The following is a 13,217-nucleotide window of genomic DNA, read 5'->3' as shown; positions in this document are numbered from 1 at the left end:
TGGTGTGATGAGTGCGTGCAATCGCTGGAGGAGATCGCGGCCGATGTCAGGGCCGGCAAGTTGGATCCTGTTGAGCTGGTCCGGACTGCGCTGATCCGGGCCGAGGAGACGGACGGGACGAACGCTGTCGTCCACGTCGACGCCGACGGAGCCTTGCAGCGCGCGGCACGTCACGACCGGAGTGGGGCGCTCGCGGGTGTGCCGGTTCTGATGAAGGAGATCGTCGAAGTCGAGGGATGGCCGTACCGTTGCGGATCGGCGTCGATGGACGAGATCGGGCAGCAGGACGCCGACGTCGTACGCCGGTTGCGGGCGGCCGGTGCGATCATCATCGGGCTGAGTCACACGCACGAGTTCGCCTACGGCTGCACGGGTACGTCGAATCGGCTGGGGCCCTGCCGCAATCCGCACGACCTGTCGCGGATGACGGGTGGGTCCAGCGCGGGCGCTGGTGCTGCGGTCGCGGCCGGGGTGGTTCCGTTGGCGATCGGGACGGATACGGCTGGGTCGGTGCGGATCCCGGCGGCGTTGTGCGGAGTGGTCGGCTTCAAGCCGGCGTACGGGACGCTGTCGGCCGACCGGGTGTTCCCGTTGTCGCAGAGCCTTGACCACGTCGGCGTACTGACCTCGACTGTTGCCGATGCGGTCTACGCGCTGTCTGTGCTATCTGACACCGCGTTCGCCGCCGCTCGGCCGACGCGGCTGGGTGTGGTGACCAATCCGGAGTACCTCGACTTCACTGACGAGGTTGGTGCGGCGTGGGCGGCCGCGTTGGGTCGTCTCTCGGCGGCGGGCGTGGAGTTGGTCGACGTCGAGTTGCCCGATTGGGGAGACAGCTTTACTACTGCGGCTCATATCCAGGGCCCCGAGGCGGTGGCGAATCACGCTGGACGGTCGATGGCGCAGTACCAGACCGACGTGCAGGAGCGGCTCCGCGAGGCGGCGGAGGTCACGCCCGCGGAGTACGACGCCGCCCGGTCCAGGGCGATCGAGATCACGGCTGAGATGGAGCGCCTCCTCGCACGGGTGGACGCCGTACTCACCCCGACCGTTCTCTGTACGGCGCCCCTGATCTCCGACGTCGCCACACCCGAAGGCAGCAAGGCGATCCGGTCCCAGCTACTCAAGAACACCCGCCTCGCCAACCTCACCAGACACCCAGCCGTCAGCCTCCCCCTCCCGACCAACGGCCTCCCGGTCGGCCTCCAGCTGATCGCCACCACCAACAACCAAGCCGCCACCACGGCCCGTTGGATCGAATCCCAACTGTCGTAGCTGGTGCGGGTCAGCGGTAGAGGCGGAGGTCGGCCAGGCTCCACCAGTGGTCGCTGGTGGAGGTTGAGGTCACGCGGATGTACCTGGCGAGGGTCGGGTGCAGGGTGACCGTGGTCAGTTGGCCGGTCGAGTTGCCGGTGACGGGCTTGGACCAGTGGGTGCCGTCGTTGCTTACAGCAACGTTCCAGCTGGCGGCGAAGTCGCCGAGTTGGCCGCCGCTGTCGAGGGCCAGCTGGCGGAAGGACCGAGGCGAGCCCAGGTCCACCTGCACCGATTGACCCGGCGCCTGTGCCTCCTTGCTCGTCCACACCGTCGAGCCGTCGGCGTCGACCGCCAGACCTGCCTCGGCGCCGTTCACCGATGCGGTCGCCGTCGCGCCCTCGAGCGAGACCGGCTGCGGGACATCCGCCGACACGCGTCCCCAGGTGAACGTCGCGATCGCGCCACCCGGCAGCTCGTACTCGAAGGACTTGTCGCCGACCGCCACCGCGAAGCGCCGGGGGTCGTCGTTCTCGTTGTGTACGACGAGGGCCGTCGTACCGTCCGGGTTGCTGAAGGCCGCGGACATCAGCTGCCCGTTCCAACCGGTCGTCCCGTACGACGTACTGCCGATCCGGACCGCGCCTGCCTTCACGAACTTCGACAGGTGGCCGATCGTGTAGTACTCCGCGTCGGTCGTGACCGAGCCGTCCGGCTGCAGCGTGACCAGGCCGGTGCAGGTGTCGCAGCCGCCGAGGTGCGGGCCGCCGGTCGAGTCGAGCGCGATGTTCCAGTTGACCACCGACTTCGCCCAGTTGCGGGTGGTGCCGAGCATCAGGTTGCGCGCGTGCCAGGTGAGGGTGCCGCGGAAGATCTGCGGCGGGGTGTCGTCCGGCCCGTGCGATCCGGAGCACTCGCTGAACCAGATCCCCTTCGACGGGAACGCGTTGTGCAGTGCGGTCTGGGCCGAGGCGTCACCGGAGTAGCAGTGGTACGCCGTACCCGCGATCCACTTCGCCGCGGGTGTCCGCAGCAGCTCGTACGGGTAGTCGGTCTCCGGGTCCTCGCCGGGCGGAGTGGACTCGACGTCAGCGGGGTGCGTGGTCCAGTTGTGGTCGTAGCCGAGGATCTTCGTCCGCGGACTCGCCTTGTGGAGCAGCGGTCCGAGCGCCGAGATCACCGCGGCCTCCTGCCGGACGGGCATGTCCGTGCCGGGGTACCCGCTGGGCTTGCGGTTCTGCGGCTCGTTCTGCACGGAGATGAAGTCGACCGGTACGCCGGCCTTGGCGTACGCCTGGACGAACTTCACCAGGTACCGCGCATAGGCGTCGTACACCGCGGGGTCGTCCTTCAACCGGCCGCCGACGAGCGAGTCGCCGGTCTTCATCCACGCCGGCGGGCTCCACGGGGTCGCCATCACCTTCAGCGTGGGGTTGAGCTGCTTGGCGCGGCGGAGCAGCGGGAGTACCTGCTGCTGGTCGTGCGCGATGCTGAACTGCTTCAGCGCGAAGTCGGTCTGGCCCGCCGGTACGTCGTCGTACGTGTAATGCTCGGCCTCGGCGGTGAAGTCGGACGACCCGACCGGCTGGCGCAGGAAGCTGACACCGATGCCCTGCTTCGGGTCGAACAGCTTGCGCATCGTCTGCTCGCGGTCCTGGGGGCTGAGCCGGTACAGCACGTTCGCGGACGAGTCAGTGATCGAGGCGCCGAAGCCATCCATGGTCTGGTACGACGTCCGTGGGTCGACCGTGATCGTGGTCAGGTCGCTGGCCCCGCGCTGGAACGCGACCGGGGTCCGCTCGTGCAGGAGCTCCGCCCGATCCGGCGTCGTCACCCAGACCCGCGCCTGACCGGGCGAGGGCTGGGCCTGGGCCGCGGGAACGGTCAGCGAACTCACGGCCAGTGCCAGCGCAACACCGAATGCCTGTCGTCTCATCGCACTCCTCACGTCGACCCCGACTCCCACGAGCGGCCCTCAGACAACGCTCGGGTGTGGGGTCTGTCAAGAGTCCGGCTTACAACTTCCGCAGCAGGTGGAGCGCTTCGATGGCGTGGGCGACCAGTTCCTTGTCGGTGGTCGGGCGATCCTTCTCCGGGAGGCCGGACCATTCGATGGCGAGGTCTTCGGCGTACGCGAGCCACGCGTGAACCCGCAGGTACTCGCTCGAGGCCGGTGACTCGGCGACCTCGGGGAGGCCGAGGTAGGTCAGGACGCGCTTGGTCAGGCCGGCACGGGTCTCGTCGTACACCTTGACCGCGTAGTCGTCGCCGCCCGCGGCGCCTCGGACGAAGGAGATGTACGCCGTGCGTCGCCGGGTGATGAACGCGACGAACTGGATCAGCATCTCGTGCAGTTGCTCGTCGGGCGGCAGGGACTCGTCCGGCTTGGTGACGCGCAGGAGGCGGCGGCCGGCGGCCGAGATCACGGCGACGTAGTAGTCGCGCTTACTCGGGAAGTAGTGGAACAGCAGACTGCGGGAGATGCCGGCCTGCCCGGCGATCGCGTCGATCGACAGCTCGTGGATCGGCTGCGTGCGCAGCATCATCAGGCCGATCCGGACCAGTTGCTTCTTGCGGTCCTCCGCTGTCAGTCGGTGATCCATGCTATTGAGCATTGCTTAGGCGCTGAGCTACGGTCAAGGCGACCCGAAGGAGTCTTGATGGGATTCGAACCTTCCGCCCGGGCGAGTGAGCTGATCGGCCGGGTAGCGGAGTTCATCCGGACCGAGATCGAGCCGGTCGAGGCGGAGTTGCTGGCCGCCACCCGGGCGGCCGCCGATCCGTGGCAGCCGCAGCCTGCGTTCGTGGAACTGCAGGCGAAGGCCCGCAAGCAGGGACTCTGGAACCTCTTCCTCCCGCCGGCCGAGCCCGGCAACGAGCAGTACGGCGAGGGCCTGCCGAACCTGGACTACGCTCCGATCGCCGAGCTCACCGGCCGGTCGTTCCTGGCGCCGTACGTCTTCAACTGCAACGCGCCCGACACAGGCAACATGGAGGTGCTGCTTCGCTACGGCGACGCCGAGCAGAAGAAGCAGTGGTTGGAGCCACTGCTCGACGGCGCGATCCGGTCGGCGTTCTGCATGACCGAGCCGGGCGTCGCGTCGGCGGACGCCACCAACATGGCGGCGACCGCGGTCATCGAGGGCGACGAGGTCGTCATCAACGGCCGAAAGTGGTGGAGCACCGGCGTCGGTCACCCGGACTGCCACCTCCTGATCTTCATGGGCCTCACCGACCCGGACGCCCCTCGCTACGCGCGGCACACGATGGTGCTCGTCCCGCGGGCGACGCCTGGTGTGAAGGTCGAGCGCCTGCTCCCGACGATGCACCGGTACGACGAGCCGCACGGCCACGGCGAAGTGTCGTTCACCGATGTCCGCGTGCCGGCGTCGAACATCCTGGTCGGGCCCGGACGGGCGTTCGAGATCGCGCAGGGACGGCTGGGTCCGGGCCGTGTTCACCATTGCATGCGGTTGATCGGCCTGGCGGAGATGGCGCTCGAGCTCGCGCTGGAGCGTGGCACCACCCGGACCGCGTTCGGCAAGCCGATCGTCAACCTGGGCGGCAACCGCGAGCGGATCGCCGACGCGCGGATCGCGATCAACCAGGCCCGGTTGCTCGTGCTGCAGACGGCGTACCTGCTGGACACCGAAGGGCTGGCGGGTGCGCTGAGCGAGGTGAGCCAGATCAAGGTCGCGGTGCCGCGGATGGCACAGGACGTGATCGACATGGCGATCCAGTTGCACGGTGGCGGCGGGCTGTCGGACGACTTCCCGCTCGCGGCCGCGTGGACGAGTGCGCGGGCGTTGCGGCTGGCGGACGGCCCCGACGAGGTGCACCGTGGAGTCATCGCCAGGCTCGAACTGGCGTCGTACCTGCCCCGGGAGGTCAAGTGAGCCGTGTCCTCGTCACCGGCGGAGCCAGCGGACTCGGCGCCGCGCTGGTCGCCCGGTTCGTTGCCGAAGGCCACCAGGTGCTGTGTACGGACGTCGCCGACGACGGGCCCGAGGACTATCTGCGGCTGAACGTCCGCAGCTCCGAGGACTGGGCCGCGGCGGTCGAGTGGTGCGAGCAGAACTGGGGCGGCCTGGACATCCTGGTGAACAACGCCGGGATCGCGACCGGCGGCCGGATCGACGTCGAGACGCTGGACGAGTGGGACCGGGTCGTCGACATCAACCTGATGGGTGTCGTCCGCGGCTGTCGTGCGTTCACGCCCGTCTTCAAACGGCAGCGCTCGGGTCACATCGTCAACACCGCGTCCGCGGCCGGTCTGGTTCACCCGCCGATGATGAGCTCGTACAACACGGTCAAGGCCGGTGTCGTCGCGCTCTCCGAGACGCTGTCGCACGAGCTGCATCCGTACGGCGTGAACGTCTCCGTCGTCTGCCCGTCGTTCTTCCGGACGAACCTCGGCGACTCGATCCAGGGCGAGGACACCGCCATGGGCGCGACCGCGCGGCAGCTGATCGAGAAGTCGCCGCGTACGGCGGACGACATCGCGGCCGGAGTGATCACGGGGATCAAGAAGAAGCAGTTCCTGATCATCCCGGACCGGCCGGCGCTGATGGCGTGGCGGACCAAGCGGTTCGCCCGGCCGCTGTACGACCGGCAGATGCGCAAGATCGCCGCCCGGGCCCGCGAGCGCGCCGAGGCCGCCGCCCGTGGGTGATGGCGCGCGGGCGGTCCGCGAGGAAGACGCCTTCGACGTGCCGGCGGTGGACCGCTGGCTCCGGCAGCAGACCGCTTTGCCGGCCGGGCTGCCGGACGTCAAGCAGTTCTCCGGCGGCGCGTCCAACCTGACCTATCTACTGCGGTACGACGGCCACGACCTGATCCTGCGCCGCCCGCCGGCCGGGACCAAGGCCAAGGGCGCGCACGACATGGGCCGCGAGTACCGGATCCAGTCCGGTCTCAAACCGGTCTTCCCGTACGTCCCGACCATGGTTGCCCACTGCAACGACGACGCGGTGATCGGTTCCGAGTTCTACGTGATGGAGCGGATCGCGGGCACCATCCCGCGGACGTCCGCGCTCGGCGTCGACCTGACCGCCGACCAGACCCGGCAGCTCGGCCACACGCTGATCGACACCCTGGTGGAGCTGCACGCCGTCGACGCCGTGGCCGCCGGCCTGGCCGACCTCGGCCGCGGCGAGGGGTACGTCGAACGCCAGGTCAAGGGCTGGTCCGATCGGTACCGCAAGGCCAAGACCTGGAACGTGCCGAGCTACGAGCGCGTGATGGCCTGGCTGGCCGAGCACCAACCGGCCGACGTCCGTACCTGCGTCATCCACAACGACTTCCGCCTCGACAACGTGGTGCTGTCGCCGGACGACCCGCTCCGGGTGGTCGGCGTTCTCGACTGGGAGCTCGCGACCCTCGGCGACCCGTTGATGGATCTCGGCAGCGCGATGGCGTACTGGGTCCAGGCGGACGACGACTGGGCGTTCCGCCGGTTCCGCCTGCAGCCGTCCGACGTACCCGGCATGCTGACGCGGGACGAGATCGTCGCGTACTACTGCGAGCGGTCCGGACTGAAACCGGAGAACTGGGCCTTCTACGAGGTGTTCGGGTTGTTCCGGCTGGCCGTGATCGCGCAACAGATCTACTACCGCTACCACCACAAGCAGACCCACAACCCGCGGTTCAAGACCATGTGGCGGCCGGTCAACCTGCTCGAATGGCGCTGCCGCCGGATCATGCGGCGAGCCTGATGGCCGTCATCTACCTCGTCCGGCACGCCCAGGCGTCGTTCCGCCGGACCGACTACGACCAGCTCTCGCCCCAGGGTGAGCAACAGGCGACCGTGCTCGGCAAGGCGCTGCTTGCCCGCGGGGTGACCGCGGATCTCGTGCTGCGTGGTTCGATGCGGCGGCACGCCCAGACCGCGGCGCTCGCACTCGCCGAAGCGACCGCGGAAGAGGACAAGGGCTTCGACGAGTTCGATCACACCGAGCTGATCGTGGCGCACAAGCCCGCCTACAAGCGGCGTGCGGTGATGCTGGCCGACCTCACCCGGACCGGGAACCCGGAACGTGCCTTCCAGCAGATGTTCACCGCCGCCACCCAGCGCTGGGTCGAGGGCGGTGACGGCTACACCGAGACGTTCCGCGCCTTCTGCGACCGCTCCGAAGCCGCAGTACGACGTACCGCCGAGCGACTGGGCAAGGGCGAGACTGCTGTGGTGTTCACGTCGGGCGGTCCGATCGCGGCCGTGGTGAGCCGGCTGCTGTCCGGTGGCGATGAGCTGTGGCCGCGCCTCAACCCGATCACGATCAACACCGCGATCACCAAGGTCGTGTCCGGCCGGAGCGGACTGACTGTGGTGAGCTACAACGAGCACGGGCATCTCGACGGCAGCGAGCTGCTCTCCTACAGATAAGGCTCCCAATGAGACGGAACATCTTGATCACCGGCGCCAGTGCCGGACTGGGGGAGGAGATGGCCCGGCAGTTCGCCGCCAAGGGCCACAACCTGGCGCTCACCGCGCGCCGCGAGGACCGGCTGGAGGCGCTCCGGACCGAGCTGACCGAGCGGTATCCCGGGCTGACCGTGGTGATCCACAAGCTCGACGTCACCGATCACGAGCAGGTCTTCGAAGTGTTCCGCAAAGCCGACGCCGAGCTGGGCCAGCTCGACCGAGTGATCGTGAACGCGGGTCTCGGGAAGGGCGCACCGCTGGGCACCGGCCGGTTCGACGCGAACCTGCAGACCGCGGAGACCAACTTCGTCGGCGCACTCGCCCAGGCCGAGGCGGCGATGGAGCTGTTCCGGGCGCGGAACGCCGGGCACCTCGTGTTCATCTCGTCCGTCTCGGCCGTGCGCGGGCTGCCGAAGACAGTCACGACGTACGCCGCGACGAAGGCCGGTGTCGCCGCGTTGGCCGAAGGGCTCCGGCTGGAGCTGCTCCGCAAGCCGATCAAGGTCAGCACGATCTTCCCCGGGTACATCCGCTCGGAGATGAACGAGCATGTCGCGAACACCCCGCTGATCGTCGACACTGTTCCCGGCGTCCGTGCGATCGTCGCGGCGATCGAGGCCGAGAAGGAGACGGCGTATGTGCCGCCGTGGCCGTGGAGCCCGCTCGCCCGGGTGATGCGGTACGCACCACTGCCGTTGCTGAAGAGGATGATCTGATGCGCTGGGGTCTCACCGTTCCACTCACCGGTGTGCCGCTGCGCGACCATCGGCCGCTGGTCGCCGAGCTCGCGTCGCTGGGTTACACGGATCTGTGGTCGGCCGAGGTGGCCGGCGCGGACGCGTTCACGCCGCTGGTGCTGGCCTCCGAATGGGACGACCGGTTGCGGCTGGGGACTGCCGTCGTACCTGTGCACACGCGGGGTCCGGCTGCGTTGGCGATGAGTGCGGCCGCACTCGCGGACCTGGCGCCGGGGCGGTTCGTGCTCGGGATCGGGGCGTCGTCGGAGACCATCGTGACCGGCTGGAACGGGATCGCGTACGACCCGCCGCTGGCGCGGACCCGCGACGTACTGCGGTTCCTGCGGCGGGCGTTCGCCGGGGAGCGGGTGGACGGGGAGTTCGACAGCTTCACCATCCAGCGGTTCCGGCTGGAGAAGGCGCCGGACGTGCCGCCGGCGATCATGCTCGCGGCGCTGCGGCCGCAGATGCTGAAGCTGGCCGCGCGGGAGGCGGACGGCGCGATCACCAACTGGTTGTCGGCCGACGACGTACGCCAGGTCCGGGCCGAGCTCGGGCCGGACAAGGAACTGGCCGCGCGGATCTTCGTCTGCGTCACCGAGGACGCGGAGATGGCGCGCAACATCGGCCGCTTCCTGATCGCGACCTACCTGACCGTGCCCGGGTACGCCGCCTTCCACGACTGGCTCGGCCGGGGCGCCGCGATGAAGGAGATGCGCGAGGCCTGGGCCGCGGGCGACCGCAACGCCGCGATGGCCGCCGCACCGGTCGAGGTCCTGGACGACCTGATCGTCCACGGCACTCCGGACGAGTGCCGCGAGCACATCGCCCGGTACGTCGCCAACGGCCTGGACACCCCGATCATCGCGACCTTGCCGACCGGCACCGACCTGCTCGACACCGCCCGCGCGCTCGCGCCGCTCAGCCCGGGCTGACCGAGAAGGCGCGGACGCAGATCGGCTCCGGTGCGAGCTGCTGGATCACGACGATGCCCGACACTGTCGCGCCCTTGGTGGTGCCCGACAGCTGGACGACGAACGTGATCTGCTGACCGATCGGGGTCGTCCCCGTGGTCAGCCTGGTCGGCGGCTTCAGGTACTGCCGCATCAGGAAGGGGATCACCTGCTTCGCGCTCCGACAGGCCAACGCGGTCGCGGCGGTGGGGTTGTCGGCGTTGAGCTGAGCAACGAAACGCCGGGCCACGTTGGTCACGCCGGCTCCAGGCGGCTCCGGTGATCTGGCGGGTTGCTGGGTGGCCGACGGCCTGGTGGACGGCCTGGTGGACGGCTTGGTCGTCGGCTTGCCCGTGGGCAGCGAGACCGTCTTGCTCGGGAGTTTCGGTGACGGCGTCCGAACCACGACGGAGGTGCGTCCGGTGGGGGGCTTCTCCCGGCCGGAGACCAGCCTGACGACGAGGACGCCGCCCGTGATCAGGACCCCGATCAGGAGTGCCACGAGCAGGGTGATGATCAGACCGGCTCGGTTCTTGCGAGGTGGTTGTCCGTAGTTGGGCGCGGCCGGTCCGCCCGGTGGGTAGCTCACCTGCTCAGTCTGGCAGTCGGAAGGTCAGCTCAGCCGATGCTCGGCCAGCCAGGTGGTGGCTCGGCGATTGGAGGCCTGGGCGAGCCAGGCGTCCTGGATGACCTCGGTCAGTTCCTGCCTGGTGAGCTCGCCGAGCCGGCTCGCCCGGACAAGGACCGACGGGTGGCCGTCGAACTGCGGGGTCGTGAAGAACGGGTTCGATTCGTCCGACACCAACGCGAGCTTGTCGTCCTGGGACTCCACCCAGAACACGATCACGTCGTCGTACCGCTCGCCGGTGTCCGGGTCGAACGCGTCCGGCCGCGCCGTCCGGAAGAACACGAACGACTTCCCGCCGACCTGGTACACCGGGCGTTCGCTGTCGGTGTTCTTCTTCCAGACGGTGACGTGCGGCATCCCCAAGGCAACCTCGTGCACATCCGCCACTCGCGCTTTCCGGCCCGCCACACGCCGAGTTAACCAGCCGGGACCCAGATCGTGAAGACCGATCCGTCGCCGGGGCGGCTGGTGACGGTGATGCGGCCGCCGTGTGCTTCGGCGAGGTGTTTGGTGATCGCGAGGCCCAGGCCGCTGCCGCCGGTCGTCCGGTTGCGCGACTGCTCAGCGCGGTAGAACCGGTCGAACAGGTGTGGCAGGTGCTCGTCCGCGATCCCGCTGCCGTTGTCGGTGACGGTCAGGTCGTAGCCGTCGGCAACACGTCGTACGCCGAGCACGACCTGGCCGCCGGACGATGTGAAGCGGATCGCGTTCGAGACCAGGTTGCCGAGTGCCTGGCGGATCCGGGCGCTGTCGATCGAGGCCGGAGCCGACTCGGGTACGTCGGCCGTCAGCGATACGCCGGCGGTCTCCGCGGCCGGTCGATGTGCCGACACCACCTGCTGCGCCAGCTCGGACAGGTCCCGCGGAGCCTGGTGCAGCCGGAGCATGCCGGCGTCCGCGAGCGCCAGGTCCTGCAGGTCTGCGACCAGGTGCTCGAGCAGTCCGGTCTCCTCCAGCAACGACGTCACCAGCTCACGATCCAGCGGTACGACGCCGTCCTCGGACGCGACCAGGTAGCCCTTGATGTTGGCCAGTGGGGTCCGCAGTTCATGGGCGACATCGCTGACCATGGCCTTGCGCTGGTGGTCGTGCTGCTGGATCGACTCGGCCATCGCGTTGAACGCGTGCCCGAGCCGGGCCACCTCGTCCTTCCCCGTCACCGGGACCCGAGCCGCATGGTCGCCGTTCCGCATCCGCTGGGCCGCTCCGGTCAGCGCCACGATCGGACGGACCAGCCGGCGCCCGGCGAAGATCATCACCAGCGCCGCGATCAGCAGTACGCCGAGCGCGGTCGCCGCGGTCCGCAGCATGCCCTCACCGGAGAACACGTTGAACGTGCTCTTCGCACCCAGGTAGAGCTTGGCCTCCGGAGCGACGTACGGCGTCAGCGCCTGCGACCGGGCCTCCGTGGTGCAGGTGGCGAACGAGCCGGTCATCGCGGTCTTGTCGCTCGGCAACACCATCCGCAGACCGCCCTCGGCGGCGACCTTGTACGTCTCGCCGGCCTTGTCCAGGCACTCGGTCGCCCGGCGGACCTCGTCGTCGTTGACCACTTTGGCCTTCGCACTCGGCGCATTCAGCCCGGACGGCACGCACTTGTCCTTGGCCTCCTGGCCTGGCTTGGCGAACTGCATCATGCTGACGCCGTCGACCGACCGGTCCGACTCGACCATCACCTGGGGCGTGCCCTGCACTTTCGACACCACGGTGCTCTTGCCTTCGGCCTCATAGCAAGCAGCCGCCTTGTCCGCGAGCCGATCGCGTGCGCGCGCCTCCTCATCGGTCATTCCCCAGCCGGAGTACATCGGTGGGAGCGGCGCGGACAGCTTGCCTGTGATCCCCTGGCCCGCCATCACCACCGCTGCCTTGCGGAACGCGACAGCGCTCACCGCGCCGGTGTACGCGAAACCGCCGCCCTGGTTCCGTGCGTCGATGGTTGCCGCCGGCACTGACGGGAGCGGCGGACCGGCACCGAGCATGCGGGCCGAGTCGGCAATGACGGTGCCGTCCGGCTCGGTCAGCGCGACCCGGCGCCCGAGCTGGTCCGCGAGCCGGTGGACCTCTCTGTCGACACCGGCCCAGGTCGGGTGGTTGGCCGCGTAGTCGGACAGGGTGCCGAAGATCTCGCCGTCGACCTGCAGCTGGCCGGTGTTCGCGTCGATCTCGCCCTGGAGCTTCTCCGAGGTGCTGTACGTCGCGAGCACCGCGGTCGCGATGACCGCGCCGAGCGCGACCGCGAGCGACAGGCCGAGGAAGCGGACCAGCACACTACGACGCATCCGACGTCACCACCTTGTCCGCCAGTTTGTAGCCCACGCCGTACACGGTCTTCAGGTACGCCGGTGTGCCGGGCGACGGCTCCACCTTCTTGCGCAGGTTCATCACGTGAACGTCGATGGTCCGGTCGAAGACGTAGTGGTCGAACCCGAACGCGTGCTCCAGCAACTGCTGCCGGGAGAAGGCCCGCCCGGGTGAGGCGGCCAGGCAGGCCAGGATCTTGAACTCGGCCGGTGTCACCTCGAGCAGGCGGCCGGCCAGCCGGACCTCGTGCCGGCTCGGGTCGATCTCCAGTTCGCCGACGCGGTACACCTCACCCTCGGCCTTGCTCCGGGTGCGCCGCAGTACGGTCCGCACCCGGGCCACCAGTTCGCGCGGGTTGTACGGCTTGGTCAGGTAGTCGTCGGCGCCGAGGTCGAGGCCGAGCAGCAAGTCGTCCTCGGTGGAGCGCGCGGTCAGCATGATGATCGGCACGTCACCGTCGGCACGCAGGACCCGGCAGACGTCCAGGCCGTCGACCTTCGGCATCATCACGTCGAGCACCAGCAGGTCAGGGCTGCGCCGGCGGGCCTCGTCGATCGCGGCCCGCCCGTCGTGCACGACGACGGTCAGGTGCCCCTCCCGCTCGAGGTACCGCCGGATCAGCTCCGCCTGCTTCAGGTCGTCTTCGGCGACGAGAATCCGCGCTGGCATTTAGTACCCCGAGCCGGGTGACCGTCGGCACTGGAGGCGCCCAGGCAAGCACCTCGCTGCGTTGGAAGAGCAGACACGATAAACCAACATCGAGTCAGCTCTTCCGCCTTGCGATGCGCTCACCTGGACACCTCCAGCACTCGACCGTCACCCGGCTCGGGGTACTACCTCAATGTCGCCGAAGTTCATGAGAATCCGATGAAGATCGACTGAGAGCATCGGGTGCAAATGGCTCCTTCACAGGTTCTTCACCG

Annotated in this window: 13 protein-coding genes; 7 read left to right on the top strand and 6 right to left on the bottom strand. The window is 68.9% G+C overall.

Going from position 1 to position 13,217, the window contains the following annotated elements; all coding sequences use genetic code 11:
- Positions 1–15 precede the first annotated feature (15 nt).
- Positions 16–1,275, top strand: coding sequence for an amidase (locus ACGFH6_RS20315; protein ID WP_393385853.1), 1,260 nt, complete (start codon positions 16–18; stop codon positions 1,273–1,275).
- Positions 1,276–1,285: 10 nt separating this feature from the next.
- Here the strand turns inward: ACGFH6_RS20315 and ACGFH6_RS20310 are convergent, their stop codons facing one another.
- Both ACGFH6_RS20310 and ACGFH6_RS20305 read right to left on the bottom strand, forming a co-directional pair.
- Complete coding sequence (locus ACGFH6_RS20310) at positions 1,286–3,190, bottom strand: discoidin domain-containing protein (RefSeq protein WP_393385851.1); 1,905 nt, start codon at positions 3,188–3,190, stop codon at positions 1,286–1,288.
- Between the two features lie 79 nt (positions 3,191–3,269).
- On the bottom strand, positions 3,270–3,857 hold the full coding sequence (locus tag ACGFH6_RS20305) for a TetR/AcrR family transcriptional regulator (RefSeq protein ID WP_393385849.1): 588 nt from the start codon (positions 3,855–3,857) through the stop codon (positions 3,270–3,272).
- Positions 3,858–3,914: 57 nt separating this feature from the next.
- On the opposite strand from ACGFH6_RS20305, the gene ACGFH6_RS20300 reads away from it, so the two are divergent.
- The 6 genes from ACGFH6_RS20300 to ACGFH6_RS20275 are packed head-to-tail and all read left to right on the top strand — an operon-like array spanning position 3,915 to position 9,347.
- A complete protein-coding gene (locus ACGFH6_RS20300; RefSeq protein ID WP_393385846.1) occupies positions 3,915–5,150 on the top strand; it encodes an acyl-CoA dehydrogenase family protein in 1,236 nt (411 codons plus the stop codon).
- Positions 5,147–5,926, top strand: coding sequence for an SDR family NAD(P)-dependent oxidoreductase (locus tag ACGFH6_RS20295; protein ID WP_393385843.1), 780 nt, complete (start codon positions 5,147–5,149; stop codon positions 5,924–5,926). The genes ACGFH6_RS20300 and ACGFH6_RS20295 overlap by 4 nt, the downstream gene beginning before the upstream one ends.
- On the top strand, positions 5,919–6,968 hold the full coding sequence (locus ACGFH6_RS20290) for a phosphotransferase family protein (RefSeq protein ID WP_393385839.1): 1,050 nt from the start codon (positions 5,919–5,921) through the stop codon (positions 6,966–6,968). Before ACGFH6_RS20295 ends, ACGFH6_RS20290 begins: the two co-directional genes overlap by 8 nt.
- Positions 6,935–7,636 (top strand): histidine phosphatase family protein, encoded by a 702-nt coding sequence (locus ACGFH6_RS20285; protein WP_393385836.1) that lies wholly within the window; start codon positions 6,935–6,937, stop codon positions 7,634–7,636. The genes ACGFH6_RS20290 and ACGFH6_RS20285 overlap by 34 nt, the downstream gene beginning before the upstream one ends.
- An 8-nt stretch (positions 7,637–7,644) precedes the next feature.
- Entirely contained in the window at positions 7,645–8,391 is a 747-nt protein-coding gene (locus tag ACGFH6_RS20280; RefSeq protein ID WP_393385833.1) for an SDR family oxidoreductase, read from the top strand.
- A complete protein-coding gene (locus tag ACGFH6_RS20275) occupies positions 8,391–9,347 on the top strand; it encodes an LLM class F420-dependent oxidoreductase (protein ID WP_393385830.1) in 957 nt (318 codons plus the stop codon). The genes ACGFH6_RS20280 and ACGFH6_RS20275 overlap by 1 nt, the downstream gene beginning before the upstream one ends.
- Here ACGFH6_RS20275 and ACGFH6_RS20270 read toward each other — a convergent pair.
- The 4 genes from ACGFH6_RS20270 to ACGFH6_RS20255 are packed head-to-tail and all read right to left on the bottom strand — an operon-like array spanning position 9,334 to position 12,963.
- Complete coding sequence (locus tag ACGFH6_RS20270; RefSeq protein ID WP_393385827.1) at positions 9,334–9,954, bottom strand: hypothetical protein; 621 nt, start codon at positions 9,952–9,954, stop codon at positions 9,334–9,336. The genes ACGFH6_RS20275 and ACGFH6_RS20270 overlap by 14 nt on opposite strands.
- Positions 9,955–9,978: 24 nt before the next feature.
- Positions 9,979–10,401, bottom strand: coding sequence for an MmcQ/YjbR family DNA-binding protein (locus ACGFH6_RS20265; RefSeq protein ID WP_393385824.1), 423 nt, complete (start codon positions 10,399–10,401; stop codon positions 9,979–9,981).
- Between the two features lie 8 nt (positions 10,402–10,409).
- Positions 10,410–12,272 (bottom strand): sensor histidine kinase, encoded by a 1,863-nt coding sequence (locus tag ACGFH6_RS20260; protein WP_393385821.1) that lies wholly within the window; start codon positions 12,270–12,272, stop codon positions 10,410–10,412.
- Entirely contained in the window at positions 12,262–12,963 is a 702-nt protein-coding gene (locus ACGFH6_RS20255; protein ID WP_393385818.1) for a response regulator transcription factor, read from the bottom strand. Before ACGFH6_RS20255 ends, ACGFH6_RS20260 begins: the two co-directional genes overlap by 11 nt.
- Positions 12,964–13,217 lie beyond the last annotated feature (254 nt).

The sequence above is a fragment of the Kribbella sp. NPDC049227 genome (genome assembly GCF_043197265.1).
In the GTDB taxonomy this organism is placed as follows: domain Bacteria; phylum Actinomycetota; class Actinomycetes; order Propionibacteriales; family Kribbellaceae; genus Kribbella.
Note: the sequence above shows the minus strand (reverse complement) of the source record. Positions and strands in the feature narration are given on the sequence as shown.

Bases quoted from the DNA above. Each gene is read 5' to 3' on its own strand.
- ACGFH6_RS20255 (WP_393385818.1), bottom strand. From the start codon at position 12,963: ATGCCAGCGCGGATTCTCGTCGCCGAAGACGACCTGAAGCAGGCGGAG.
- ACGFH6_RS20260 (WP_393385821.1), bottom strand. From the start codon at position 12,272: ATGCGTCGTAGTGTGCTGGTCCGCTTCCTCGGCCTGTCGCTCGCGGTC.
- ACGFH6_RS20280 (WP_393385833.1), top strand. From the start codon at position 7,645: ATGAGACGGAACATCTTGATCACCGGCGCCAGTGCCGGACTGGGGGAG.
- ACGFH6_RS20300 (WP_393385846.1), top strand. From the start codon at position 3,915: ATGGGATTCGAACCTTCCGCCCGGGCGAGTGAGCTGATCGGCCGGGTA.
- ACGFH6_RS20275 (WP_393385830.1), top strand. From the start codon at position 8,391: ATGCGCTGGGGTCTCACCGTTCCACTCACCGGTGTGCCGCTGCGCGAC.
- ACGFH6_RS20305 (WP_393385849.1), bottom strand. From the start codon at position 3,857: ATGGATCACCGACTGACAGCGGAGGACCGCAAGAAGCAACTGGTCCGG.
- ACGFH6_RS20310 (WP_393385851.1), bottom strand. From the start codon at position 3,190: ATGAGACGACAGGCATTCGGTGTTGCGCTGGCACTGGCCGTGAGTTCG.
- ACGFH6_RS20285 (WP_393385836.1), top strand. From the start codon at position 6,935: ATGGCGCTGCCGCCGGATCATGCGGCGAGCCTGATGGCCGTCATCTAC.